The sequence below is a fragment of the Rhizobium sp. SG570 genome (assembly GCF_012275345.1).
Classification (GTDB): Bacteria; Pseudomonadota; Alphaproteobacteria; order Rhizobiales; family Rhizobiaceae; genus Rhizobium; species Rhizobium lusitanum.
Window position 1 is genome coordinate 1 of the sequence record NZ_JAAZQI010000018.1, and the last position, 24,464, is coordinate 24,464.

The 24,464-nt window shown below is 60.3% G+C and carries 26 protein-coding genes and 2 pseudogenes; 10 read left to right on the forward strand and 18 right to left on the reverse strand.

Annotated features, from left to right (window positions below):
• From FHT28_RS36410 to FHT28_RS36740, 5 genes and pseudogenes are all read right to left on the reverse strand, one after another.
• Nucleotides 1–149: pseudogene (locus tag FHT28_RS36410) on the reverse strand (galactosyl transferase); the annotation flags it as partial.
• Nucleotides 150–225: 76 nt separating this feature from the next.
• Nucleotides 226–1,287: a UDP-3-O-(3-hydroxymyristoyl)glucosamine N-acyltransferase gene (gene lpxD / locus FHT28_RS28160; protein ID WP_168597997.1), complete on the reverse strand. Its 1,062-nt coding sequence runs from the start codon at nucleotides 1,285–1,287 to the stop codon at nucleotides 226–228.
• A gap of 438 nt (nucleotides 1,288–1,725) precedes the next feature.
• Nucleotides 1,726–2,013 (reverse strand): hypothetical protein, encoded by a 288-nt coding sequence (locus FHT28_RS28165; RefSeq protein WP_168597998.1) that lies wholly within the window; start codon nucleotides 2,011–2,013, stop codon nucleotides 1,726–1,728.
• Between the two features lie 766 nt (nucleotides 2,014–2,779).
• A complete protein-coding gene (locus FHT28_RS28170; RefSeq protein ID WP_168597999.1) occupies nucleotides 2,780–3,010 on the reverse strand; it encodes a BrnA antitoxin family protein in 231 nt (76 codons plus the stop codon).
• 406 nt (nucleotides 3,011–3,416) lie between these two features.
• Nucleotides 3,417–3,551 carry a hypothetical protein gene (locus FHT28_RS36740; protein ID WP_280518149.1) on the reverse strand — a complete coding sequence of 45 codons (135 nt, stop codon included), beginning with the start codon at nucleotides 3,549–3,551 and terminating at the stop codon, nucleotides 3,417–3,419.
• A 31-nt stretch (nucleotides 3,552–3,582) separates the two neighbouring features.
• Between FHT28_RS36740 and FHT28_RS28175 the strand changes: the two genes are divergently transcribed.
• From FHT28_RS28175 to FHT28_RS36415, 3 genes and pseudogenes are all read left to right on the forward strand, one after another.
• Complete coding sequence (locus tag FHT28_RS28175; RefSeq protein WP_037197010.1) at nucleotides 3,583–3,975, forward strand: GFA family protein; 393 nt, start codon at nucleotides 3,583–3,585, stop codon at nucleotides 3,973–3,975.
• Nucleotides 3,976–4,017: 42 nt separating this feature from the next.
• Nucleotides 4,018–4,161 carry a hypothetical protein gene (locus FHT28_RS28180; protein WP_168597995.1) on the forward strand — a complete coding sequence of 48 codons (144 nt, stop codon included), beginning with the start codon at nucleotides 4,018–4,020 and terminating at the stop codon, nucleotides 4,159–4,161.
• Between the two features lie 141 nt (nucleotides 4,162–4,302).
• Nucleotides 4,303–4,479 (forward strand): annotated as a pseudogene (locus tag FHT28_RS36415) (TetR family transcriptional regulator); the annotation flags it as partial.
• Nucleotides 4,480–4,516: 37 nt separating this feature from the next.
• Here FHT28_RS36415 and FHT28_RS28185 read toward each other — a convergent pair.
• The 8 genes from FHT28_RS28185 to argH form a co-directional block, all read right to left on the reverse strand.
• Nucleotides 4,517–6,004 carry an FAD-binding oxidoreductase gene (locus FHT28_RS28185; protein ID WP_246704969.1) on the reverse strand — a complete coding sequence of 496 codons (1,488 nt, stop codon included), beginning with the start codon at nucleotides 6,002–6,004 and terminating at the stop codon, nucleotides 4,517–4,519.
• A gap of 92 nt (nucleotides 6,005–6,096) precedes the next feature.
• Nucleotides 6,097–7,149, reverse strand: a complete 1,053-nt coding sequence (gene speB, locus FHT28_RS28190) for an agmatinase (RefSeq protein WP_168598000.1) — start codon at nucleotides 7,147–7,149, stop codon at nucleotides 6,097–6,099.
• An 18-nt stretch (nucleotides 7,150–7,167) separates the two neighbouring features.
• Nucleotides 7,168–8,052, reverse strand: a complete 885-nt coding sequence (locus tag FHT28_RS28195; RefSeq protein WP_168598001.1) for a polysaccharide deacetylase — start codon at nucleotides 8,050–8,052, stop codon at nucleotides 7,168–7,170.
• Nucleotides 8,053–8,062: 10 nt separating this feature from the next.
• On the reverse strand, nucleotides 8,063–9,454 hold the full coding sequence (locus tag FHT28_RS28200) for an MmgE/PrpD family protein (protein ID WP_037197006.1): 1,392 nt from the start codon (nucleotides 9,452–9,454) through the stop codon (nucleotides 8,063–8,065).
• 111 nt (nucleotides 9,455–9,565) lie between these two features.
• Nucleotides 9,566–10,396, reverse strand: a complete 831-nt coding sequence (locus FHT28_RS28205) for an ABC transporter substrate-binding protein (protein WP_047639143.1) — start codon at nucleotides 10,394–10,396, stop codon at nucleotides 9,566–9,568.
• A 64-nt stretch (nucleotides 10,397–10,460) separates the two neighbouring features.
• Nucleotides 10,461–11,231 carry an amino acid ABC transporter ATP-binding protein gene (locus FHT28_RS28210; RefSeq protein ID WP_047639087.1) on the reverse strand — a complete coding sequence of 257 codons (771 nt, stop codon included), beginning with the start codon at nucleotides 11,229–11,231 and terminating at the stop codon, nucleotides 10,461–10,463.
• 8 nt (nucleotides 11,232–11,239) lie between these two features.
• Nucleotides 11,240–12,112, reverse strand: coding sequence for an amino acid ABC transporter permease (locus FHT28_RS28215; protein ID WP_168598002.1), 873 nt, complete (start codon nucleotides 12,110–12,112; stop codon nucleotides 11,240–11,242).
• The gene (gene argH / locus FHT28_RS28220; protein ID WP_051963490.1) at nucleotides 12,109–13,563 is read right to left on the reverse strand and encodes an argininosuccinate lyase; all 1,455 of its coding nucleotides are present in this window, start codon (nucleotides 13,561–13,563) and stop codon (nucleotides 12,109–12,111) included. Before argH ends, FHT28_RS28215 begins: the two co-directional genes overlap by 4 nt.
• A gap of 172 nt (nucleotides 13,564–13,735) precedes the next feature.
• On the opposite strand from argH, the gene FHT28_RS28225 reads away from it, so the two are divergent.
• Nucleotides 13,736–14,638 carry a LysR substrate-binding domain-containing protein gene (locus tag FHT28_RS28225; protein ID WP_168598003.1) on the forward strand — a complete coding sequence of 301 codons (903 nt, stop codon included), beginning with the start codon at nucleotides 13,736–13,738 and terminating at the stop codon, nucleotides 14,636–14,638.
• Between the two features lie 31 nt (nucleotides 14,639–14,669).
• Here FHT28_RS28225 and FHT28_RS28230 read toward each other — a convergent pair whose 3' ends face one another.
• Nucleotides 14,670–15,146 carry a GNAT family N-acetyltransferase gene (locus FHT28_RS28230; RefSeq protein WP_168598058.1) on the reverse strand — a complete coding sequence of 159 codons (477 nt, stop codon included), beginning with the start codon at nucleotides 15,144–15,146 and terminating at the stop codon, nucleotides 14,670–14,672.
• Nucleotides 15,147–15,359: 213 nt separating this feature from the next.
• Here FHT28_RS28230 and FHT28_RS28235 point away from each other — a divergent pair, with 213 nt between their 5' ends.
• Complete coding sequence (locus FHT28_RS28235; RefSeq protein WP_168598004.1) at nucleotides 15,360–16,529, forward strand: aminotransferase; 1,170 nt, start codon at nucleotides 15,360–15,362, stop codon at nucleotides 16,527–16,529.
• On the opposite strand, the gene FHT28_RS28240 is transcribed toward FHT28_RS28235, so the two are convergent.
• The 3 genes from FHT28_RS28240 to hutC form a co-directional block, all read right to left on the reverse strand.
• Complete coding sequence (locus FHT28_RS28240) at nucleotides 16,521–17,870, reverse strand: LLM class flavin-dependent oxidoreductase (RefSeq protein WP_037196999.1); 1,350 nt, start codon at nucleotides 17,868–17,870, stop codon at nucleotides 16,521–16,523. The genes FHT28_RS28235 and FHT28_RS28240 overlap by 9 nt on opposite strands.
• Before the next feature lie 104 nt (nucleotides 17,871–17,974).
• Entirely contained in the window at nucleotides 17,975–18,916 is a 942-nt protein-coding gene (locus FHT28_RS28245; RefSeq protein WP_037196997.1) for a LysR family transcriptional regulator, read from the reverse strand.
• The gene (gene hutC / locus FHT28_RS28250; RefSeq protein WP_037196996.1) at nucleotides 18,913–19,656 is read right to left on the reverse strand and encodes a histidine utilization repressor; all 744 of its coding nucleotides are present in this window, start codon (nucleotides 19,654–19,656) and stop codon (nucleotides 18,913–18,915) included. The genes FHT28_RS28245 and hutC overlap by 4 nt, the downstream gene beginning before the upstream one ends.
• A gap of 231 nt (nucleotides 19,657–19,887) precedes the next feature.
• Here hutC and FHT28_RS28255 point away from each other — a divergent pair, with 231 nt between their 5' ends.
• From FHT28_RS28255 to FHT28_RS28270, 4 genes are all read left to right on the forward strand, one after another.
• On the forward strand, nucleotides 19,888–20,715 hold the full coding sequence (locus FHT28_RS28255; RefSeq protein WP_037196995.1) for a transporter substrate-binding domain-containing protein: 828 nt from the start codon (nucleotides 19,888–19,890) through the stop codon (nucleotides 20,713–20,715).
• 98 nt (nucleotides 20,716–20,813) lie between these two features.
• On the forward strand, nucleotides 20,814–21,455 hold the full coding sequence (locus tag FHT28_RS28260; RefSeq protein WP_037196994.1) for an amino acid ABC transporter permease: 642 nt from the start codon (nucleotides 20,814–20,816) through the stop codon (nucleotides 21,453–21,455).
• A complete protein-coding gene (locus FHT28_RS28265) occupies nucleotides 21,452–22,120 on the forward strand; it encodes an amino acid ABC transporter permease (RefSeq protein ID WP_047552547.1) in 669 nt (222 codons plus the stop codon). The genes FHT28_RS28260 and FHT28_RS28265 overlap by 4 nt, the downstream gene beginning before the upstream one ends.
• On the forward strand, nucleotides 22,117–22,908 hold the full coding sequence (locus FHT28_RS28270) for an amino acid ABC transporter ATP-binding protein (protein ID WP_047552543.1): 792 nt from the start codon (nucleotides 22,117–22,119) through the stop codon (nucleotides 22,906–22,908). The genes FHT28_RS28265 and FHT28_RS28270 overlap by 4 nt, the downstream gene beginning before the upstream one ends.
• A 77-nt stretch (nucleotides 22,909–22,985) precedes the next feature.
• Here the strand turns inward: FHT28_RS28270 and FHT28_RS28275 are convergent, their stop codons facing one another.
• Nucleotides 22,986–23,630: a GntR family transcriptional regulator gene (locus tag FHT28_RS28275; RefSeq protein WP_168598059.1), complete on the reverse strand. Its 645-nt coding sequence runs from the start codon at nucleotides 23,628–23,630 to the stop codon at nucleotides 22,986–22,988.
• A gap of 138 nt (nucleotides 23,631–23,768) precedes the next feature.
• Between FHT28_RS28275 and FHT28_RS28280 the strand changes: the two genes are divergently transcribed.
• Complete coding sequence (locus FHT28_RS28280; protein ID WP_037196991.1) at nucleotides 23,769–24,416, forward strand: GntR family transcriptional regulator; 648 nt, start codon at nucleotides 23,769–23,771, stop codon at nucleotides 24,414–24,416.
• Nucleotides 24,417–24,464 lie beyond the last annotated feature (48 nt).

The window sequence follows — 24,464 nt, forward strand, 5'->3', positions numbered from 1 at the left end:
CCGCGGTCGATCTTCCAGCCATTGGCATCGGCGTTTCTTGCGGCAAACTCGACGATGTTGGCGCTGACGAAATCATCGTCGTCGACGATCATGAAAAATCGGCTGTTCCGGGCAGAAAGCATAACCGTTAATATGCGGCCGCCCTTGTCGAGGCCGACGGCTTCATAGACCTGCCCGCGCCCAGCGTTATGCAGGTCGTATAGCTGGTTTGGAAGGTTCGCCCGGTTATACCGCGCGGTTTCCCTGGCCGGTCCGACCATCAGGCTGAACGCCGAGCCCGGCCTGGCGCTCGATGTTTCTCAACGTGATAACTTGGCGCAAGAAATCCCGTTTTGGCTGAGCGGGGCTTCCAAGCAGGACCGCTCCCTCCTCGACGTCGGAAATTACGCCCGCCTGTGCGCCGATCTGTACGGCGCGGCCGATGTTCAGGTGACCGGCAATTGCCGCTTGTCCGCCGATTTTCACGAAATCGCCCACGGTGGTGGAGCCAGCGATGCCCACCTGCGCAACGACGACGCATTGGCGGCCGAGAACAACGTTATGACCAATTTGAACGAGATTATCTATGCGAGTACCCGCCCCTATGACCGTGTCTCGCGCTGATCCGCGATCGATGGTGGTGTTTGCACCGACCTTGACATCATCTTCGATGACCACGAGCCCGAGCTGGGCCACGCCCAGAAAACCCTCTGCTGTCGCAGCAAAGCCGAAGCCTTCCTGGCCTATTCTGACGCCGGGAAAAAGCTCGACACGAGAGCCTATGATTGCATGGCTCACGGTAGTTTGAGCCCCAATCCTGCAATCTCGTCCGATGACGACGGCTCGACCAATCACAGATCCGGCGCCGATCACGCAGCCGGCGCCGATGACGACGCCGCTGCTGATGACGACATTCGGTCCCACCTCACAGGAGGGATCTATTGAAGCGCCTTCATCGATGATGGCGGATGGATGAACCCCTGGGGATACAAGCGATTCAGGATGAAAGAGTGCGCAAACACGCGCCCACGCAGCGTAAGGCTCAATAGTCACAATAGCCGCGGCAGAAGGCGGCAGATCGGATTGCAAATCCGGATGCACGATAATCGCGCCCGCCAGAGATTTGCCAAGGAAAGCCAGATAACGGCGGTTGTCCAGGAAGCTGATGTCGGAGGGACCAGCTGTCTGAAGAGTGGCCACACCGGTCAGCACGAGATCTTTTGAAATCGCCGAACCGCGCGCGCACGATACTACCGTCGCCAGATCGAAAGGCCCGCGTTTTTCAAAGAATCTCGAGTCAGCCATCATTATGATCTTTCCAGCAGGGTTAAAATATGCACCGGCATCAAAATCGATGCTGGTGTGAAGCCTCTACGTTTGAACTGCGGCTTTTCAATATTGAATCCTGTGACGAAATATTGCTCATGGACAGCGCATGCGAGAGAGCGCGAGCACAATGGGGCGGAGTCGCCTTAACAAACGTCACATTTCTTCCGGTGACATCGTCATCTTCAAAGGTATAAAATAGGGTTGAAGACTATCGATGGAGTCCACGGTGAACGTCTGCTCTTGCGAACACTCGTTCACGATTTCGATTTCACATTGCCTCCAAACCACCTGAACGAGCTGTCATCGACACGATATCATCAGCTTCGCTCGTTCGGTGGTGCCGGGTCTATCTCGACAGGATATGGGTGCAGTCGACGGGCACGGCGACAATCATGCTCGGCCTATGGGGCCCTGGCTCTACTTGTTCTTCAGAAGCCATATCTTGCCGGCCATGGTTATGGCGTACACGTCCTTTTCGGCATCGTCGTTAAAGTGGAGACGCTCAAGAAAGCCGGGCTCCCTCAACTCTTCCAATGTTTTGGCGCTTATGAATTTGATTTTCTGCGGTCGTTCTTTCCAACGATCGGTCTTTGCATATGTCACGGTTGGGTTCTGGTGCGTCCACTTCTTCGCAGACTGCGGATAAAGGTCTCCTTGCTGGGCAAGTTTCAACCCTGCGATCTGGGACGGTGTTAGTTCAATCATGGGTGCGAAATGTCTCCATCGCTATTACTCTCGGGCGCACTTACCACAAAAAAGTCGAGTGTTTCCCAAAAATGCGCGACCGGTGTTCGTATATCTGGTTGGTGCATAGTATCTCTGCGGAGCGACCAACTCAAGAAATGTCAGCTGTCGGTGCGCAATTGACCATATTCGTCGTGAATATGCGTCATTACCGATCGGCGTTTCGCAGGTCGCATGCGGTCCAAAACGATATTCGACTGTATGGGCCGATGGTTCAAGTTTCCTCAAGGCGAGAGCTTTGAACCGGACGAGGGTCGTGGCCTCGGATGGGCAAGCGCAGGATCATCATGACAGGGCAACTTCGTCGGGTAAACCGAACTGAGGCCGGTGCCCGGCGTCCAGCGCTGTAGGTGTCGTCTGCGGGAAATGTCGGGTAACGATCGGTTGCTTGTTTGGGTCAGCCATCACCGATGGGGGGCGCTGTGCCGGCCACCGCCGATTTCATCTCGCGATAGTGTTCCGTCAATCTCGCCAGGTCGAAGGCCCTGTTGAGTCCGCTTGCCTGCCCCACTCGGCATGCGTTCGAAGGCTGATAGCCATGTATGCCGCCTTTCCCGGAAAGGCCTTCCCTGGGGGAGTGGAGGAGAGAGCGACCCGATGCGCTAGACGTCCTCGCCAAGTTAACCGATAGACCGCCCGCCGACCCGCCGCAGCTGATGTCGGCGATCTGTCGCAGCGGATGACCACAGTGTCTTGCGCCGCACTAGCCTGATGAGCGCCGAGCGGCCTAGTCTTTCATCTTCATGGCGGCGCGCAGGGTATCGTTGATCCGGTCCTGCCAGCCAGCGCCGTCCGCCTGGAAATAAGCCAGGACTTCGCTGTCGAGCTTCAGGGAGACGAGCTCTTTGATATTCGGCAGCGGCCCCCGTTCGACCGCGGGAGCAGGCGCTTTTTTGACTGGCTTGAAGAGCGCCTCAGCCGCTTCGAGCGGATTGCCTGGCCGTCTTGGTGTACGCATGGATTCTACCTTGCTCTCTGGCGGCGGTCATTCGTGCCTGTCGCCATCGACCGACCTCTTGGTACGGCGAGTTGGATATTTCCTGGCCGACAGGTTTAGGAAACAATGCCGGCGAATTCTTTCATCGGTCAGCTGGTCAACTTTGGACCAATGTCGTTCTAGTGTTCGGGAAGCTCTTTGTGAAGTCCCTTGAATCGCATCGTTGAGATGAGGCGCTGGCAAACGATCTTGGCGTTGCTGTTTCGAAAGAACAATGCTCCGCCGGACGGCGGAGCAGAGATTGGGACAGTGAAACCTCGGCTTTTGACCGTGTCTTCCGGGAAGAAGCGACCGAGCGGGTTCCGGCAAAGGATTGCGGCAAGCCCGACTTTTCTACCTGTTGATCATCAATTCGTTCCCTTCGTTGTTATTGCCTGCGTTTGGCAGATTGGGCCGGTGCCGCATCGGGTTCGCCGAGCAAAGACTTGTCCGGATCGATAGCGGGAATGGCGGCGATGGGCGCTGCAGTAATTGCGATGACCGTGCTGTTCGTCGTAAACATTCTGCCTGCTTGTTTTTAGAGGAGGCACAGCATGGACCGATTCACCGGCGGTTGCCTGTGTGGCGACGTTCGAATTGTGGCGTCGGGACGCCCATACCGGGTCGGCGTCTGCCACTGTCTCGACTGCCGCAAGCATCACGGCGCCCTTTTTCACGCTTCCGCGATATTTCCTCAGGATTCGGTGACGATCGCAGGCGAAACACGCGACTACGCCGGGCGTTTTTTCTGTCCGCGCTGCGGCTCGCCCGTTTTCGCCCGCACTGCGGATGAAATCGAAGTGAACCTGGGATCCTTGGATGCCCCTGACCAGCTGAAACCAACCTACGAACTCTGGACCGTCCGTCGCGAATCCTGGTTGCCGCCGTTTCCGCTCACGAGACGATACGACCGCGATCGTGACGCCGCGAGTCGCTTCGAGGGGTAGGTCGCGCGACCGGTGCGAAGGCGCGGTTGCGAGGTGACAGAGATGCAGGCCTTGATCGACATCTCGAACCAGATGCTCGCGGACTTCGCCTTCGACATGGAAGGCGAAGTCCGCGGCGAGGCGACGAGCACAGGCCTGCCTCGGACGGCCTATGCCAGCGAGCATTTTGTCAGTCGCGGATTATAGCTGCGACGCGCTCACTCCTGTTAAGCGTATTAAACCGCAAAACCTTCGCGGACCATTTCCTCGCTTTTTGCCCGGAGCGCTTTCGCATGCTCGGAATCGAGCGCGTAGGATCTCACGCCTTCGCTCACCGGGTTGATCAGCCTCGCGGGCGTCGGCATCGGCACGCTCTATCGCCATTTCCCGTCCCGCGATGCCTCGATCGGTGATGTCTACCACAACGAGACCGAACAGCTCGCCAAAGCCGCATTTGAGTTGGCTGAAAGTCTTCCGCCGAAGGAGGCGCTGCGGCAATGGATGGCGGTATTCGTCGAATACATGGCGAGACTCTGGTGGCGCCGAGCAACCAGAGTGGACGTTATTCCTGCAGCTGACGACGGCCCGCTTCCAGCACCTTGCCAGGGTTCATCATGCCTGAGGGATCGAGACTGTGCTTGATCGCAAGCATGAGGTCCTGCTCGACCTCGCCGCGATATTTGAGCACCGCACCTGCCTTGAGCGTACCGAGCCCGTGTTCGGCTGAAACGGTTCCGCCGAAGCGCAGGGCGTTGTGGTTGATGATGCCGTGGATCTCATCCGATCTGGCCAGGAAATCCTCGGGCGAAACGTCCGCGGGCTGGATGATGCCGAAGTGGATGTTTCCGTCGCCGAGGTGGCCGAAAGCAATGATGCGGGCTCCCTTGACGGCCTCGGAAATCGCCGCAGAGCAGATCTCGAGGAAATCCGGTATCGACGAGATCGGAACAGCGATATCGCCCTGGATCGTCGGTCCCTCCATCATGTCGGCTTCGGCCAATCCTTCGCGCAGCGCCCAGAAACTTCTGCTTTGGCTGAGAGAAGCGGAAACGACGGCGTCGCTGACCAAGCCGGCCTCATAAGCCTCGGCAAGCACGGCCGTCATCCTTTCCTGGTGCGAGGCGGTTTCGTCGCTCGAGGAAAATTCGATCAGCACCTGCCATTCGCAAAGCCTTTCCAAGGGGAGCCGGCAGGCTGGGAAATGCTTGAGGACAAGTTCGAGGCCGGTTCCCGGCATGAGCTCGAAAGCGGTGACCTGCCCGCCGGTTCGCTGCTTGCAAAGCGCAAGCAAATCCAGCGCTGCCTTGACGGATGGCACGGCACACACCGCCGTCGCCACGGAGGCGGGCCTTGCAAAGAGTTTCAGCACGGCGCCCGTAATGATGCCGAGGGTGCCTTCGCTGCCGATGAACAGTTGCTTGAGATCATAGCCCATATTGTCCTTGCGAAGGCCGCGCATGCCGTTCCAGATGCGGCCATCCGCGAGAACCACTTCAAGCCCGAGAACCAGATCCCTTGTGTTTCCGTAGCGCAGGACATTGCTGCCGCCCGCATTGGAGGCGAGGTTGCCGCCGATCTGGCAATTCCCTTCGGAGGCAAGGCGCAGTGGGAAGAGACGTTCGTTTTTCTCTGCCTCCGCCTGGATCGAGGCGAGAAGGCATCCCGCATCGACAGTCATTGTATCGTTGACGGTGTCGACAGCCCGCACCTTGTTCATGCGGGCGAGATTGACCAGGATCTCGACACCCTTTCCACTCGGCACCGCGCCGCCAACCAGGGATGTATTTCCGCCTTGCGGCACGATCTTCAGCCCATATTCCCGGCAGATCGAGACGATAGCTGCGACTTCCTCCGTCCGTGCCGGCTTCAGCAGCAGGGGCGAACTGCCGCGCATCACGCCCGTCCAATCGACGACATGCGGTTCGAGAAGGCCGGGATGGGTGCTCCAACCGGAAGGCCCGACCGTCTCCTTCAGACGTTCAAGCGCTTCCGCAAGCCTGACAGGCGGTATCTGTTCTCCGGATACGCCCGCCTTCATGTCCCGCGTCATTGGAGAAAATCCTTTCATTTCCGGCGGGTGAGGTTCAGGCCCTCATCCTGTGGTTATCGGCCGCGCAGGGCGCGCGGGGCCGATGGGATGCGCTAAAGCTTCAGGGACGGGCTGAAGCGGATCAGGCTGAGGATTTCGAAGAGCATCTGTGCCGCAACATGGGCGGTGTTCGTTGTCGCGTCATATTGCGGCGCGACCTCCACCACATCGCCGCCGACGAAATCGATGCCCTTCAGTCCGTGGAGGATTGCCAGCACCTCGCGGCTGGTCAGGCCGCCGATTTCCGGCGTCCCTGTGCCGGGTGCGAAAGCCGGATCGAGACTGTCGACATCGAAGGAAAGATAGGTCGGGCCGTCTCCCACGACCGCGCGCGCTTTTTCGATGATGGCATCGATGCCCATCCGGCTAATGTCTTCGGCATGGATGACGGTCATTCCGGATTCGTAGGAGAACTCCCAGAGATACTCCGCCGCGCCACGGATACCGATCTGAATGGTGCGCGTGGGATCGAGAACTCCATCCAGCACCGCATTCCTGAACGGTCCGCCGTGATGGAACTTGGTGAGGTCATAGGCACCGCCCGTATCGCAATGCGCGTCGATATGGATCAGGCCGACAGGGCGCTCCTTGCCGACGGCCTTGAGGATCGGGTGCGTGATCGAATGATCGCCGCCGACCGCCAGCGGGATGACGCCGGCAGCAACGATCTGCCCGAAGCGACGTTCGATATCCTCATGGCTGAGCTCGAGGCGATAGCGGCTGCGGAATGGGACATCACCGATATCGGCGACCTTCGTTTCGAAGAGGGGCGCGCATTTCAGCACGTGATTGTAGGGTCCGACACGCTCGATGGCGCGCAGCGCCCGCGGCCCGAAACGAGAACCGGGGCGATTGGTGACACCGAGATCCATCGGAACCCCGATCAAGGCAATGTCGAGATCGCCGAAGTCTGGATTTTCGGCGTCAATCGGCCGGTAGGTGGCATCGAGGAGGGTCGGAATGCCGCTAAAGGGCGCAGCGCGAGTACCGCTTGCCGAAAAGATCTTGTTGGCCACGGCTTGGAATTCCGGATCATGGATGTTGCCACCATGCCCCTCGCCAAATTTTTCACGCAGCTGCTGCAGTTTTTCGTGGTCGAATGCCATGTCGTATCACCCCTCGTCTCAAACTGAAGAAGCTTTGCGCTCTTTTTCCAGCGTTTCAAAATGATCCGTGATCTGCGCTCCGGTCGCGATCCAGACGTCCTCCTTCGACTGCACGTGGCGCAGGAAGTCGCGCAATATGTGCCAGCGCATCGGCCGGCCGGAGACCTGCGGATGCAGGACAAGCGTCGTCACCCCGCCCCATGCATGGGTTGCCTCGAATTCCTCGATCCAGAGCGGGAGCACCGTGTCCCGCCCGAAAAGCGGCCGCGGACTGGTGCGGCTCGACATGCCGAAGTTCCAATCGTCAAAGGCGAAATTGACGGGGATCTCGACCAAGCCCGGCCGATCGCCTGCGGACCGATGCCGGTAGGGCAGGATGTCGTCGCGGAACGAGCTCGAATAGCGGATGCCGGATTTGGCAAGATAGGCCAGCAGTTCCGGGAAATTCTCGCCCGAAGGGGCACGGTAGCCGACAGGGCGGATGCCGAAAATCTTTTCCAGCGCCTCGAAGCCGCGATCGATCTCCTCGAACGTCTCGTCCAGTTTTTCGCGATCCGGCATCTTGTGCAGATAGCCGTGATGGCCGATCTCGTGTCCGGCTTTCAGAATGCCCTCGCAGAGCTCGGCATGGGCGAGCGCCGTCCATCCCGGCGTGAAGAAGGTCGCCTTCAGGGACAGTTCCTCCATCAGCTCAAGAATCTTGCCTATCCCGACGCGTGCATCATAGCCGCCGTGGGAGGTGGTGACCATGCGGTCGATATTGGACGGATTGTTGCCGATCCATGCGGTTTCCGCATCGACGTCAAAGCCGATGAACAGGGCGCTTCGGGCACCGTTCGGCCAGGTCATCGCCGGGGCCTTGTCAGCAGGGTTGAGCGGGCGCGGGGTCAGGTCATAGGTCACGGCTGTATCCTCAGCAAAAGACGGGGCGGTTGTCCGCGTTGCCCGCCAGCAGGGTTTCGAGCCTGCGGCAGTCATTCAGGTTTTCAAGGTCGGCGATCGCGGCCCAAAGCCGATCGGCCTGTTCCGGCTCCATGGCCATGGCCGTGAGCTCGCGAAACTTGGCGGCGACCGCGGCAGGCTGCATCGGTCTTTCGGCAGAGCCGGTGGCCCGCGGCACCATCCGCGAAGCGCTGGAACCATCTATGAAGATCAGCGTCACCACCGGTTCGTCGAGCGGCTGCATGCCATCATCCACAGTGAGGCGCACGCGATCCATGATGCTGCGGAGACGGGCGTCGGAGCGCCGCTCAGCCGAATAGGCCTGGAGCCCTGCCGTGTCGAAAACGCAGCGCGCGGCAAGGGCATAGGGCAGGCTCATCTGGGTCGGCGCCATCGCGCTGGTCTCCTTGGCACCGCACATGCCCATCAACATGGGACTTAATCGCAGCTCGATCGTCGTTATCTCGCTGGCCTGGCGGCCCGTTTCCTGCAAGAGGTCGTCCAGCGCATCCACGGCTGAGTGGGCACCGCGGCAGGAGGCGTAGGGTTTTAAAACAGCGCGTTTTACTTTCCAGCTTTCACCGAGCGCGTCGCTGAGCTTCTCCGCCTCGCAGGCCGATTTGTTGAAGGAGCGGAAAAAGCCGCCCCAGACGTCATCGAAGACCTTGGATGGTCCGGCAAAGCCCTCCGCGGCCAGCTGCGCGGCAAGCAGGCCGCCTTCGGCCGCACGGCCGGCATGAATTTTCTTGGCCTGCGAACCGTCGTGGATGAAAGCCCACAGACCGGACGAAAAGCTGGTCGCAAGGGTGATCGCATCGCGCGTGGTAGAGGCATCGAGGCCGCAGATATTGGCGACGGCTGCCGCCGCCGCAAGCGTGCCGCAGGTGCCGGTCGAGTGCCAGCCGAGGCTGTTGTGGCTGTCATATCCGCCGGCTGCTTCCAGAATCCGCCGACCGACATCGTAGCCGGCGACCACAGCCGCGATCAGTTCCTTGCCCGTTACGACGCGCGATTCTTCAGCAATGGCGGCCATGACGGCGGGCATGACGACGGCGCCCGAGTGATCGCATCCCCCGGCATCGTCAAGCTCAAAGGCATGCGCCGCAACACCGTTGATCAGAGCGGCGTCGCGGGCGGATACCCGGTCAGTGGTGCCCCAGAGCCTCGCATTTCCCTGCGTTCGGCCAAGACGCCTCGCGATCCGGAATTCGTTCGAGCGGCCGCCGGCGAGAGCGGCGGCAAATGTATCGGCAATATGGATTTTGGTCTTTTCGACGACATCGGCGGGAAGGGCCTCAAACCGGAGTGCCGAAATAAAGGATGCCAGTCTGTCGATCGGGGCGTCGCCAAGAACGCGGGACATGATTGTCTGCTCTCTCGTATTTGGGAATGATGGACCCGAATGAAGCTGCCTTCACCGGGTCATTGGTTTGCGGCCCCGGCGCTTTCACGCCGGAGCCGCGGACGCCAGGCGTCACTTTACGGCTTGAGCGTTGACGTAGATTCCGTCCAGCATCGCACCTTCGAGGCCGTATTTGGCGAAGATCGTCTTGTACTCGCCGCTGGCCATCAGCGCCTTCAGCGCGGCGGCATAGGCATCGCGGAGCTCGGTATCCTTCTTGGCAAAGCCGATGCCCTGATAGACGGCCGTAAAGGGCTCGCCGACAACGGTATAGGTGTCCTTCTCGAGGCTCAGCAGATAGGGAAGCGTTTCGGAACCCTGCACCGCGCCATCGACGCGACCTTGCTTCAGCTGGGCACGGGCGTCCGCCGAGCCTTCCGTACCGACAATCTTGACGGCCGGCAGTCCCTTGGCTTCGCAGTTGGCCGCACTCCACTTCGCCGTCTCATCCGGGAAGGAGGTGCGGCGGCTCATGCCGACGATCTTGCCGCAGAAGTCGGTCGGCTTCTTGAACTCGTCCTTGCGGGCAAAGGATGTGTAGAACTGCGCGCCGGATTTCATATAGTCGACGAAATCGAGCGTGTCGCGACGGGTGGGCAGGTCGCTCATGCCGCTATGGATGAGGTCGACGCGGCCGGTCGTCAGGGAAGAGACCATCTGTTCGAAGCCGATATCGGACCACTCCACCGTGGTGCCGAGTTGTTTGGCGAGCGCGAGGCCAAGATCGATGTCGAGGCCCATGAGTTTGTTGGTGGCCGGATCCTTGTATTCCATCGGCGGATAGTTCGCCTGGTTGGCGACGACGACCTTGCCGGCGGACTTGATTCTTTCCGGCAGGCCTTCGGCGTTGGCTGCGGTGGCAGCAACGCAAAGAGCTGCGAGCATGACGAGATGCCTGTTCATGTTGTTCCCCATTTTGACTCTGGTGCAAAGCCGGAGGGTTTCCTGTTCCGCCAGCTTCCTCTTCTCAACTGTGAACGGCTTTGATGAATTCCGCCGTTCTGGCGCTTTTCGGAGTGCTGAGAACCTCCGATGCCAAGCCTGTTTCGACCACTTTTCCCGCTTCCATAAAGGTGACGGTATTGGCCACATTGCGGGCAAAGCCCAATTCGTGGGTGACGACGATCATGGTCATTCCGGACGCTGCAAGATCCTTCATGACGTCGAGCACTTCCGAGACGAGTTCCGGGTCGAGCGCCGATGTGGGCTCGTCGAAGAGAATGAGATCCGGCTGCATGCCCATGGCGCGGGCGATGGCGACGCGCTGCTGCTGGCCGCCTGATAGTTCGGACGGATAATGGTTCGCCTTCTCGGCAAGACCGACGCGTTCCAGAAGGATGGAGGCTCGTTCGCGGGCCTGCTCCACGGACTGTCCGAGGACATGCACCGGTCCCTCGATGATGTTCTCGATCGCGGTCTTGTGCGGAAAGAGGTTGAAGCGCTGGAAGACCATGCCGATGCGACGGCGCTGACGGGAGATTTCCGCATCGCTGATCTGGTGCAGATTGTTGCCTTCGCGGCGATAGCCGATCAGCTCGTCATTGACCCAGATGGCGCCGCCATCCATCCGCTCCAAAAGGTTGATGCATCTCAGAAACGTGCTCTTGCCGGAGCCGGAGGGGCCGATGATACAGCTGACCTCGCCGCGCACGACCTCCATGCTGACTTTGTCGAGGGCGCAGAAGTCGCCGTAGTTCTTCGTGACGTCGACGGCCTTGACGAGAATATCCTGTTTCATGGTCGACCTCACATGGACGTTTTGATCGATTTCGAGCCGCGCCCGAAATAACGCTCGATATAGTGCTGGCCAACCGACAGGACGGAGACAACGGCGAGATACCAGAAGCTGGCAACGAGCAGCAGCTCGAGAACGCGGGTATTGGCAAAGTAGATGATCTGGGCGTTGTGGAGGATTTCGGAATACTGGATGACGCTTGCAAGCGATGTCAGCTTCACCATGCCGATCACTTCATTGCCGATCGGCGGGACCATCACGCGCATGGCCTGCGGCAGCACGATGCGGCGCAGCATCTTCATCTGCGTCATGCCGATGGTCCGGGCGGCCTCGTATTGGCCGCTATCGACTGAGAGCAGCCCGCTTCGGACGACCTCGGAGGTGTAGGCGCCCTGGGAAATGCCGAGGCCAAGCATGGCGGCGACGAAGGGCGTCATCACGTCAACGGTTCGGAATTCGATAAGGCCGTGGATGCCCATGGTCGGAAAGATCAGCGCCAGGTTGAACCACAGCATCAGCTGCAGCAGCGCCGGCGCGCCACGGAAGATCCAGACATAGCCGATGGCGATGTAGGAGAGCACCGGATTGCCGGAAATGCGCATGATAGCGATGAGGACGCCGAGCACGATGCCAACAGCCATGGCGGCTACGGTCATCAGCAGCGTATTCGTGAGACCGTCGAGAATGGCCGGCGCGAACAGAAACTCGCGAACGTAGCTCCATTCTATCTGGCCGACGCTGAAAGCACGCACCAGCCCCGCGAGCAGGACGAGGACGATGGCGGCGGCGACCATGCGGCCGATATGCCGCTTCGGCACCAGGCGCAGATGGGCGATCTCGTATTTGTCATCGGTGGGGGAAGGGCTGGCGCTTGCAACTGTCATCGGCTTCGAAGCTCCTGAGGGTCGTTCTCTCCATGCGTGGCTTTAGACACTCCGGCAAAGATGCGGCAGGCGGTGATTGCCGTTTTGAAGCGGGCAATCTGTTCGCGTACGCGAACCGGCGCAGTGGCGCCGTAACCGGTGCGGCTGGCAAGCGCCTTGTCGAGCGTGATGGCGGCAAGCATATCCTTGTTCAGCCGCGGATCGATCTTCGGCAGGTCGTCTTCGGTGAGCCCGGCAAGATCGTGGCCGCGTTCCTCGCAATAGCGAACGACCGCGCCGGTTATCTCATGCGCCTCGGCGAATGGCACGTTCTGGCCGACCAGCCAGTCGGCGACCTCGGTTGCGAGCGTGAAGCCCTTGGGAGCCTCCTCACGTAGCTTGTCGACATCGAATTCCAGTGTTGCCACCATGCCGGCAAAGGCTGGCAGGATCAGTTCGAGAACGTCGATCGTTTCGAACAGAGCGCGCTTGTCTTCGGCCAGGTCGCGATTATAGGCGAGCGGCATGGCCTTCATGGTGGCGAGGAAGCCCGTGATGTTGCCAATGAGAGTGCCGGACATGCCGCGCGTCAATTCGGCGATATCCGGGTTCTTCTTCTGCGGCATGATGGAGGAGCCGGTGGAATAGGAATCGTGCAGCCGCACCCAGCTGAACTGCTTGGAGCTCCAGATGCAGATTTCCTCCGCCAGCCGCGACAGGTCGACCGCGACCAGCGAGCAGATAAACAGAAACTCGGCGACATGGTCGCGGGCGGCGACGGCGTCGATCGAGTTTTCGCAGGCGGCCGAATAGCCGAGCTCAATGGCGGACAGGTCGGGACGGCAGGCGATGCCGGAGCCGGCAAGTGCCGCCGCGCCGAGCGGCGAGCGGTCGAAGCGACGGTCCCAATCTTCGAAGCGCTGCAGGTCGCGCAACAAGGACTGGGCGTGCGCCATCAGGTGGTGACCGAGGACGATCGGCTGGGCCGGCTGCAGATGGGTGAAGCCCGGCATGACAGTCTCGGCATGGTGCGAAGCCTGCTCAGTCAATGCTTCCTGGACCGAGATGATCTCCCGCGAGAGCTCGCGCGCCATGCGGCGCAGATAGAGGCGCGTGTTGTTGGCAGTCTGGTCGTTGCGGGACCGTCCGGCGCGAAGCTTCCCGCCGAGCGCGCCGAGGCGTGCCATCAGCAGGCGCTCCAGGAAGGTATGGACATCCTCGTCGCCCGCGATCGGTTGCTGATGACCGCCGGCGACATCCGTCTCGATGTCGTCAAGGGCAGCTCGGATCGCTGCGAATTCGCTTTCGTCGAGAACGCCGGCGCGCTTCAGTTCGGAAGCATGCGCGCGGGAGCCCGCGATATCCTCCCGGAAAAGGCGGAAATAGGACAGCGGCGCGCGTGACAGATTGGCCAAGGCCTCGGACGGTCCGGACTTGAAGCGCCCGCCCCATAGCTGCGTGGGCTCAGACATTGATGTCCCCTGTTTGTTTAAACTTTTGGCAATGCTCCTACGTGCTGATTTAATCGGCAAGCGAAGTTATTTCACTACGCTATGACAAAACCGACTAGCTCGAATTTCGTCAGTGGATTATTGAAATGGGCCGAGGAGATGTAGCCATGATCGGCGCTCCTGCGGAGAACTCATGGTATCGGGCCGACAGCACTTGCCTTCGATGACTGCCCTGCAGGTTCTGCTTGCCGTGGCGGAGAGGGGATCGACGAGTGCTGCCGCAGAGAGCACATCCCTGTCCCAGAGCGCCGTCAGCAAGCAGTTGCTCGCATTGGAGGACCTGATCGGCAGTCCGGTCTTCACTCGAACGCCGCGCGGCATGATCCCCACGGAGATCGGTCTGATTTACATCGAACACGCGCGCACCGCGCTGAAGGCGATGGAAGATGCGGCGTTGCGCGTGGCGCGTCTGAAGCCCGGCCCTGGTGTGCTGCGCCTGCAGGTTCTTCCGATTTTCGGCGATCGTTGGCTGCTGCCGCGTTTCGTTCAATTCGCTGAACAACATCCGGAAATAGACGTGCAGTTCACGACCTTCGTGTCACCCACGCAATCGGAGACGGCGGACGGCATATTCCGTTTTCTCATTACACCGAACAAGGGAGAGACTGCGCAATATCTGTTCGGGCACGAGGTTCTGATCGTCAGCGCGCCATCCTATTGGCAGAAGAATGGCATTCCGGGCACGATCGACGAACTGGCCGAGGGTGTCATGCTGGAACATCCGCAGACGCCGCTGCATTGGCAGCATTTCGCCGAAAGCCACGGAAAGCCCGATATCGCCGTCCATCACATCACGCGGTTCGGCTATTACACCATGGTGATCCGCGCGGCCCTTGCCGGACATGGGATGGCGTTGATACCGCGCGGCCTCATTCTCGATGAGTTGGAGACAGGTCGACTGATCAACCCCAATGGCTTCGGCTATCGAAGCGAATACGGATACTGGTTCGCGAAGCCGGAAGACATCTCCCCCGGCGCTTCGATGCGGACGTTTGAGGCATGGCTGATGGGGCAAGCCGAGAGCATGCGCGACTGAGACAGGGAGCAGCGTTGCAACAGGCTGGCGGTCAGATCGTCAGTTCTTCGAGCGCCTTTCCATCAAGGCGATAGAACAGCTTATCGGGTTTGCGCGTGCCGCCGAGCCCGTCGTAGAAATCGAGAAGCTTTGCGTTTTCAGGGTCGGCGGTCCAGTCGATGCGGGCAAGCCCCCGCTCTTGTGCCAGCTCGGCGAGCGCACGCATGAGGTCTCGGCCTAAGCCGCGGCTGCGTTGCGCGGCGCTTACGAAGAGTTCCTTCAGAAAGATGCCCGGTTTCAGGCCAGGTCCGGGATAGATCCCGGAGAAGGCGGCGAAGCCCAGGGTGGCGTCGTTCTCCTCCACGACCAGGATCTCGGCACCTTGTGGCATTGCCTTGAGCCCGGCAATGATTTCGGCCCGCGACGGACAGGGTACCTGATAATGCGCCTGCATTTCTTCCATGAGGGCAGCCAGCGCCGGCAGCGCTGGATCGTTCGTCAATAAAAGACGGATTTTGGTGGTCACGATTCGCTCCAAGCTAGGTTTCGGGTACCGGACAGACCGTGCGAGCGGAAAGCCTTCTTGTCGCCGAGCTTTAGGGGCCGGATGCCGAAGCCGTCAACATCTTCGATCTGGCAAAACAATCGCCGCCAATTCGCTGAGGAACGGTTTGCTCCGACAAATCGGTTGAGATCGTGACCGATATCGGTGTAGCAATCGGTCTCCAAGGAACCCATCGACATGCCATCCGCAATCCCCAATCCTTTCGTGACGCGGCTTTCGCCGCCGCCCATCCCCTCGGTTTTTGCATGGGCGCGCGACTATGCCGGCGCTCACGGTCCGCTGATCGATCTGTCGCAGGCCGTGCCTGGCTATCCCGCCCATCCCGAGATGCTGCGGCTCCTCGGTGAGGCGGCGGCATCGCAGGCCATGACGGGCTATGGGCCGATCGAGGGAGAAACGGTGCTGCGCGAAGCCTATGCGCGGCATGTGAGCGACATCTACGGCGCGTCGATCCAGGCTGCCAATATCCACATCACCTCCGGCTGCAATCAGGCCTTCATGTGTGCCGCCATCGCCCTTGCCGGTGCCGGTGATGCGATCGCACTCACAAATCCCTTCTATTTCAATCATGAGACGACCTTGTCCATGCTCGGCATCGAGCGCGTGCTTGTCGAGTGCGATGCGGCCGGCGGCTTCCTGCCGGATGTTGCCTCGGCCGAGCGGGCGCTTGCCGCCGGTGCCCGGGCGCTTGCGGTCGTCACGCCGAACAATCCGACCGGGGCCGTCTATCCGCCGTCATTGCTGCATGATCTTTTTACGCTTTGCCGGAAACATGGCGCCTGGCTCGTGCTTGATGAGACCTATCGAGACTTTCTTCCGGGCGATTATGGCCCGCCACATGCGCTGCTGTCGGAGCCGGGCTGGGAGGATACGCTCGTCCTGCTCTACAGTTTCTCGAAATCGTTCTGCATTCCCGGCCACAGGCTGGGGGCGGTGACGGCAGGGCCTAAGCTTTTGGGCGAGATCGCCAAGATCATGGACAATATGCAGATCTGCGCCCCGCGCTCCGCCCAGGTGGCCGTGGCTGCCGCCTTACCGGTGCTTGCGGATTGGCGGGCGGGAAACCGGCTGGAGATCGCGCGCCGGGCGGAGGCGCTGAAGGCCGTGGTGTCCGACCTGCCCGGTTGGGACATCGCCGCAATCGGCGCCTATTTCGCCTTCGTACGGCACCCCTTCGCTGACCAGTCTTCCGCTGAGGTGGCCGAGAGACTGGCAAAGCGGGCGGGTATCGTCAGCATACCCGGAAGCTATTTCGGCGTGGGACAGGAGCGCTATCTGCGTCTTGCCTTTGCCAATGCTGATGTCGCTTCGATCGGGCTGCTCGGGAGCCGGCTGCCGCTAGGCTGACGGGCTCTTCGCAAACCGGTTGGCCGGCATGGACAGCCCCAGGTTTTCACGAAGCGTCGAGCCTTCGTATTCTTCTCGGAACAGCCCGCGGCGGCGCAGCTCCGGCAGGACAAGCTTGACGAAATCGTCAAGGCTGGAGGGCAGGGTCGGGAACATCAGGATGAAGCCGTCCGCGGCGCGTGTCTCGAACCATTCCTCCATGAAGTCGGCAATCTGCGTCGGTGTGCCGGTAATGCCGTTGCCGGTATGCTTTTCCGCATAATGGCGGACAAGCTCGCCCACCGTGCGCCCGCTTTTGACGAAATCGACGAGCTCGTCGAACAGGGCGCGCGAGCCTTTCGGTGCCGCCGGAAGCCGGTCCATCGGGAAGGGTTGATCCAACGGCACGCCGTGCAGATCGGCCTCGAGGAATTCCGACAGCATCAGCCGGCCGACGTCCGGATGCATTTTGTCAATGAGATAATTGACCTTGGCTTCGGCTTCAGCCTGCGTTTCCCCGACATTGATGACCACGCCGGGCATGATCTTAAGGTCCTCCGGGTCGCGGCCATAGGCGGGCATCCGGCGTTTGACATTGGCATAGAAGTCGCGATTGCGGTCGATGTTGGAAGCAAGGCTGAAGACGATTTCGGCGGTGCGCGCCGCCATATCCATGCCGGGTTCCGATCCGCCGGCTTGTGCTATGACAGGCCGGCCCTGCGGCGTGCGGGCGATGTTGAGCGGCCCTCGCACCTGGAAATGCTTGCCCTTGTGGTTCAGCGTGTGATGCTTCGTCTTGTCGTAATAGACACCTGTTTCCCGGTCGAGAAGCAGGGCACCTTCCTCGAAACTATCCCACAGGCCGAACACCACATCGACGAATTCGTTGCCGCGCTCATAGCGCAGCGCGTGGGGATCCAGCCCTTCGCGGTTGAAATTATAGCCCGTCTCGTCGTGATCGGAGGTCACGACGTTCCAGCAGGCACGGCCGCCGCTCAAATGATCCACCGATGCGAAGAGGCGGGCGACGTTGTAGGGTTCGTAATAGCTCGTCGAGAGGGTGGCGACGAGGCCGAGATTTTTGGTGGTGACGGAGAGTGCTGCCAGGAGCGACACCGGCTCGAAACGGTTCATCTTGGTCGGGATGCGCGCGAGCGCATCCGGATCGCCGACGGCTGCGGCAGGCGAATCCGCCATGAACATGAAATCGAATTTGGCTTCTTCGGATCGTTTGGCGACGTCGAGGAGGTGGCTGAAATCATTGGCGCCGTGGACGTCACTGGCCGGATGAAGCCAGGAGGCCGGATGGAAGCCGAAGGTGTAGACAAAAGTGCCCAGCTTCATCTTGTCGGTGCGCGCCATGCCGTTCTCCTGATCGCCAAGCTTAAAGTCTGCGCAGATTATCGTCCTGCGATTTTTTTCATCAATATCGCGCCGCTGTCTTTCGTTTTAGTTTTTCTAAAAATCTACACCGGTGTGGACGGCGCGGATATGCGAGCCTGTTGACGCGAAATCGAAACAAGCCAGTCGCGAAATGCCGGGCCGAAGGGCTTCTGCAGCGCTGCCCTGTCCCAGGCGAGAAAATAGCTTTCGCGTAATGGGATGCGGATATCGACGGGAATGACGAGCGTCTGCGCTTCAAGCTCGTCTGCGATCATCGACATCTGAGCGAGGACGATGCCACGTTTGTTGACGGCCGCATCGATGGCGCTGCTCGATAGGGTAAAGGAAAGACCGGCGGTGGTCTCCTTGAGTGCCGCCCCTGTCTTCGCGGCGAATTCGCGCCAGCTCGGATAGGGCGTGAAATGGCGCTCCCATTCGACATGCAGGAGTGGGTATTCGAAAAGCCGCGCCGCGGAGGGCGCCTTGCCCTTGATCAGCGCCGGTGAGCAGGCCGGGACCACCCAATCGCGGAACAGCTCCGTATAGTGTTCGTGCTGCAGCACATCCGATCCATAACTGATGCGGAAATCGATGTCGTCGAAGCCCATGCGCGGTTCCTTGTCGCGGCCGACGATCCTGACATGGGCGTCCGGATGAAGGGCCTGCCAGTCGAAGATCCGGCGCCCGATCCACTTGTTGACGACGGAAGACAGGGCGCTGAGAACCAGGGCATTCTCATTGCGCGCCCGTTCCAGTATCTGCTCCGCAAGCGCGAATTGTTCGAAGCCCTTCGATATTTCCTGATGGTAGAGCCGCCCCCATGGGGTGAGCTCCACGGTACGGCCGTTACGCTCCAGCAGGGTCACTCCAAGAAAGCTCTCGATCTTGCGGATCTGCTGGCTGATCGCGCCGGGGGAAACCTTAAGCTCCAGGGCCGCGGCGCTCACGCCGCCGCAACGGCCGACGGCTTCGAAGGCCTGCAAGCCCTTGAGCGGAACTGTCCTGATAGCCTGTTTCTCGGTCAAGAGGCGCTTCTCCGCGGCAGTTGATCCCTGACGCCTCTCTCAGTCGGATGAAAGTCGCCGGCAAACTGGAAACGGTCGCCGGGATGAATGATCTCGACATAGGTGACCGTGCGGCTGTTCTGCCATGTCTGGCGGATGAGTGTAAGGCAGGCCTCGCCGCGCTCGGTCTCAAGCAGGCGTGCCGTGGCGGCATCGGCCGACACGGCGCGGATGACATGCCTCGCCTTCGACCAGGGTACCATGTTCAGCAGCCATTTGCCTGGAGGCACCGAGGCAAAGCCTTCGGTTCTGGCGGATGGCACCATGGCGAGCATGATGATGCGTCGTTCCAGCGCATTCGGCTTGCCGTCCACCGCATGCAGGCAGTGAAGCCGCAGGATTTCCGCTCCCGTCGGTTCGCCGAGCTGTGTTGCGGTGACAGCATCCAGCGTCTCGATTTTTCGCATCAGGATCCTGTAGCTGTGGTCATGCCCCGCCAACTCGGCTTCGGTTGAGATGTCCTGAATATCCATCACCGTTCGGTCGATCTGCCGCGCGGCGACGAAGGAACCGACCTTGCGGCGGCGTATGATCATGCCGCGCTCCGCCAAGGCCGACAGCGCCTTGTTCACGGTCATCCGAGAGCATTGATACTCTTGCACCAGTTCGTGTTCGAAGGGGATGCGATGACCGGGCGGCCAGGCGCCGCTCATGATCCTGGCTTCGATGTCTTCGAAAATTCTCCGATGAATTGAGACCAATGCTCACCTCGATCCAGCCATGACATTCAGTTGCTGCGAAAGCCGCTTTTGCTAGGTCCATTGCCGCTGTACGGCATAAATCTTGCGTCCAATGAGTTTAATGTTTGACAGTGTAGGCCAGCCTGTATCTATTTGTATAGACAAAAGCGGGTCATAGAAATCCGCTTGGCGGGACAACGCTTGGGGAACCTGGACCTTCCACCGGAAGGCCAAAAAACTGGAGAGAAAAACATGAGGATGAATTCGCTTCTGAAGGGGCTGGTCGGCGCCGCATTCTTGTTTGGCGCGACGATTTCCGCCCATGCGGCCGACACGCTTGCCGCCGTAAAGGCCGCCGGCACCTTGAAGGTCGGCACCGAGACGGCGTTCGCACCCTTCGATTTCATCGATGCAGGCGAACATGTCGGCCTGAACGTCGATCTCTTCGCTGAGATCGGCAAGGAACTCGGCGTGAAGATCGAATGGGTCACGCTGCCCTGGGATGGCGTCTTCCCGGCGCTCGAAGCCGGCAAGTTCGACGTCGTCGCAGGCCCGGCGACGATCACCAAGAAGCGCATGGAACGCTATCGCTTCACGCCGCCGCTCGCCGAGGCGACCATCGCAATCCTGAAAAAGGCTGGCGACAAGACGATCAACAAGCCGGAGGATATTGCCGGCAAGAAGATCGGCGTCGGCAAGGCGACCGCCCAGCTCGATCAGCTCAAGGAATTTTCCGAAACCCTGCCGACCAAGGTCGACATTCGCGAATATCCGGCCTTTACGGAGTCCTATGCAGACCTCGCGGCCGGCCGCATCGCCGGTGTCGCCAACTCGCTGCCGAATATCGCTTTCGTTGCCAAGCAGCGCGAAGGAACGTTCGAAGTCGTGCTGCCGCCCTTCGGCAAGAAATCCTATTTCGGCTTTATCGGCCTGAAGGATGCCGATCATGCGCCGCTGATGGATGCGATAGATGCTGCCATGCTGAAGATCAAGGCTGACGGCCGTATGGCGACGCTGCAGAAGAAGTGGTTCGGCGCGAGCTTCGACACCCCGGATTCCGTCAAGGACCCGGCATTCTGATCAGCCATCGGAAATCGGCCATGCCCGCGGCAATGTCGGGGCATGGCCGAGAAATGCGACCGCACCTTTCTGGCCGTCAAGCGGGCGAAATCTGAACCATGTCCATCAAGCTCTTCGAATTGCTCTTGCAGGCATCGATCTACACGGTGACGATTAGCGTCGTGTCGATCCTCATCGGCTTTGCGATCGCGATTCTTCTATCGGGAATGCTGCTGTCGGGGCGCGGTCTCTTTGTGCGACCTGCCCAGATTTTCATCAGCTTCTTTCGCGGCGTGCCACTGCTGGTGCAATTGCTGCTGATCTACAATCTGCTTCCGGGCATCGGCATCAATGTGCCGAGCATCGTCGCCGCGATCATCGGCCTGTCGCTCTGCACGGCAGCCTATCAGGCTGAGAATTTGCGCGGCGGCTTTGCCAGCGTGCCTCTCGGCCTTGTGGAGTCGGCGGAGATGGTCGGCCTGACGCCACGCCAGACCTTCCGCCGCATCAAGGTTCCGATCGCCCTGCGCCTCACATTTCCCGCTCTCGTCAACGAGGCGATTCTCATTCTGAAGGCATCGTCGTTGGTCTCAGTGGTCGGCATCGTCGAGCTGACCCGCATGGCACAGGATCTCGCCGGCAGCACCTTTCTGCCGCTGCAGCTCTTCGCATCCGCCGGCCTCATCTATCTCGTCATCAACTGGTTGGTGGCGCTTGCCGGCGGCCTGATCGAAAGCCGATTGCCCGGAGTGCCGCGATGACCTTCGACATCAATGTCATCATCGGACAGTGGCCGGCCATCGTCAGCGGCGCTGGCGTGACGATCATGATCTGGATACTGGGCACGATCGCCGCGGCCATCATCGGCTTCCTCATGGCAGTCGCCCGGCAATATGGCGGCATGTTGGTCGATAAGGCGCTGGGCGCTATCGTCGCTGTGCTGCGCGGCACGCCGTTTCTCATTCAGATCTTCCTGGTCTATTACGGCGGTCCCTTCGTCGGGCTTGATCTCGATCCCTTGCCTGCCGGATTGATCGGTATTTCGATCTATGGCGCGGCCTATTTCAGCGAAATCTTCCGCTCCGGCTTCCAGGCCGTGCCGAAGGGTCATATCGAGGCCGGCGAATGTGTCGGCCTGACGCGAGGGCAGATCGTCTGGCGCATTCTGTTGCCGGAAATGACGATGCTGGTGCTGCCGCCATCCGTGAACATGGTGGTCATCCTGATGAAGGAGACGGCGGTTCTATCCATCATTACGGTGCCGGAGCTGACTGCAACGTTGAGCGCGATCGGATCGCAGCAATATGCCTTCGTCGAAGCGCTTTCCGCGCTGGCGCTCTTCTATTGGGTGCTGGTCGAAGTCACCGGCTGGCTTGGCAATCTTGCCGAAACGAAACTTTCCAGATTCAGGTTTTTCAACGCATGAGCGTCCCCGCGATCGCAGTCAGCAATCTCGTCAAGACTTTCGGAGAGACCACGGTCCTTCATGGCATCGATCTTATCATCGAGCCGGGGCAGGTTTCCTGCCTCATCGGCCCATCCGGCTCTGGCAAGAGCACGCTTTTGCGCTGCATGGCTTTTCTGGAGGAGGCAACGCGCGGGACGATCGCCATCAACGGCGAGGTGCTCGGTTTCACCGAGGATTCGCAAGGACGGCGCGAGCGCATTTCGGCTGCCGCCAATCGTGCGATCCGCGCCCAGATCGGCATGGTGTTCCAGCAGTTCAATCTCTGGCCGCACATGACCGCGCTCGGCAATGTCAGCGAGGCGCTGAAGACGGTTCACAAGATGAGCCGGAAAGCGGCCGAGGATGCGGCGATGGCGCAACTCGTCAAGGTGGGTTTGGAAGCACGGGCAGGGCACTATCCCTCGCAGCTGTCGGGTGGACAGCAGCAGCGCGTGGCGATCGCCCGTGCCCTGGCGTTGAAGCCGAAGATCATGCTGTTCGACGAGCCGACCTCATCGCTCGATCCGGAGCTGACGGGCGAGGTCCTGAACGTCATGCGCGATCTGGCGGCCGAGGGCATGACCATGGTTGTCGTCTCGCACGAGATAGGTTTCGCGGCAACGGTCGGCCAGCAGATCATCTTCCTCGACCACGGCAAGGTATTGTTCACCGGGCCGCCGCAGGAAGTCTTCAAGAAGCCGAGAAATCCGCGTCTTGAACAGTTCCTCGATACCTATCTCGATCGTGGCGCCTCGATGCTGCTTTAATTTATCGGCGATCCCGCGGGCATCGGCCCAAATACGGAGCTAGGTTGCCTTATCAGGCAGTTCCGCGTGTCTTGGGATCACCACTCCAACTGTTCTCTCGCAAAGCTGATCAGGCTTTCGATATGAACCGCAACTGCAGACCGCGTTTGTTCAGCGTCCCCGCGTTCCAGCGCCTCGATGATGACGAGGTGCTCGGTTGAATCGGGCTTCAGCCGATCCTTCAGCCGGTCGATCTCGAACAGGCGTGTGGTGGCGCGCAGTTCGCGCAGTACTTTCGCCATGACCGCGTTGGCGCAGTGGTCGATGATCAGATTGTGCAGGTTGTCGTCGGAGACCCAGTGCGCATCGGTGTGATAGGCCGTTGCATCGAGAAGTTCATGGATCTCGCGCCTGACGGCGATCAACTGCCGGCGCGGAATATTGGGGATTGCCAGCACTGCGGCCTCGGGCTCGATCAGCAGGCGAAGCTTCAGGCTCTGTAGGTACTCTCCGATATCAACCCGGCGAACCACATAATTGCGGCCATCGCCTTTGCGCACCAATCCTTCGCCCTCGAGCCGCTGCAGGGCTTCCCGCAGAGGCGTCCGGGAAATGCCGAGGGCTTCGGCGAGCCTTGCTTCGACAATGACCTGCCCGCCTTTCAAGCGGCGATGGCGAATCATGTCGGACACGGCCTTGTAGGTCAGCGAGGCAAGATTGTGCTGCGTGCCCGCTGGCTGCATATCCGGCAAGATTGAAATATCTGTCACCTTTACCTCATTTCGCGTGTTGAGGGCGCGACCGTGCAACGACGCACTTTCTTCCAGTCGGCTGGTGTTACATATGATAGCCCAACTCGCAAACAACGAAAAAGGGGTCTCATGGACGATCGCTTGAACGACGCGGAAGATGAAAGCCTTGCGGAGGAGACCTATCGCCTGCTTCTAGCCGATATTCTTTCGGCCCGGCTCGCCGGCGGATCGGTGGTGCAGCAAAGGCGGCTTGCCACCAAGCACGCGGTATCGCGCTCGCCGATGCGGCACGCGCTCGGCCGCCTCGAGGGGGAGGGGCTGCTGGTCCGCAACGACAAGGGGGTGCTTTGCGTCCGGGTCATCACGCTGAAGGACTATCTCGACAGTCTGTCCATGCGAATGCTGCTGGAGCCGAGCGCGGCGGCGGCCGCCGCCCCTCATATGCCCGTGGAGGCGTTGACGTCGCTTTCCGCAATGCTCGATGCAATCGAAGCCGATCCGGACCCGGACCAGGAACTCGTCTGGCAGTTTGATGATGCTCTGCATATGTCCATCGCCAATGAGAGCGGCAATTCCTTCATGGCCGCCACGATCGGCGAGATGCGGCGCTATACAACGATCTTCGAAAGGCAGATGGCAGTGATCCGGGCAAAGCCCGGCATGGCCGAGCATCGGGCAATCCTCACGGCTTTGTCGGCGGGCGATCCCGAGGCGGCGCGGCAGGCAATGGCCCGTCATCTCGATGCGGTCCGACAAGGCGTTCTCACAAATTACTGACAGCTTTCGCGACAGCACTTGCATCGGCGGCTAAATTTTGTATAAAAG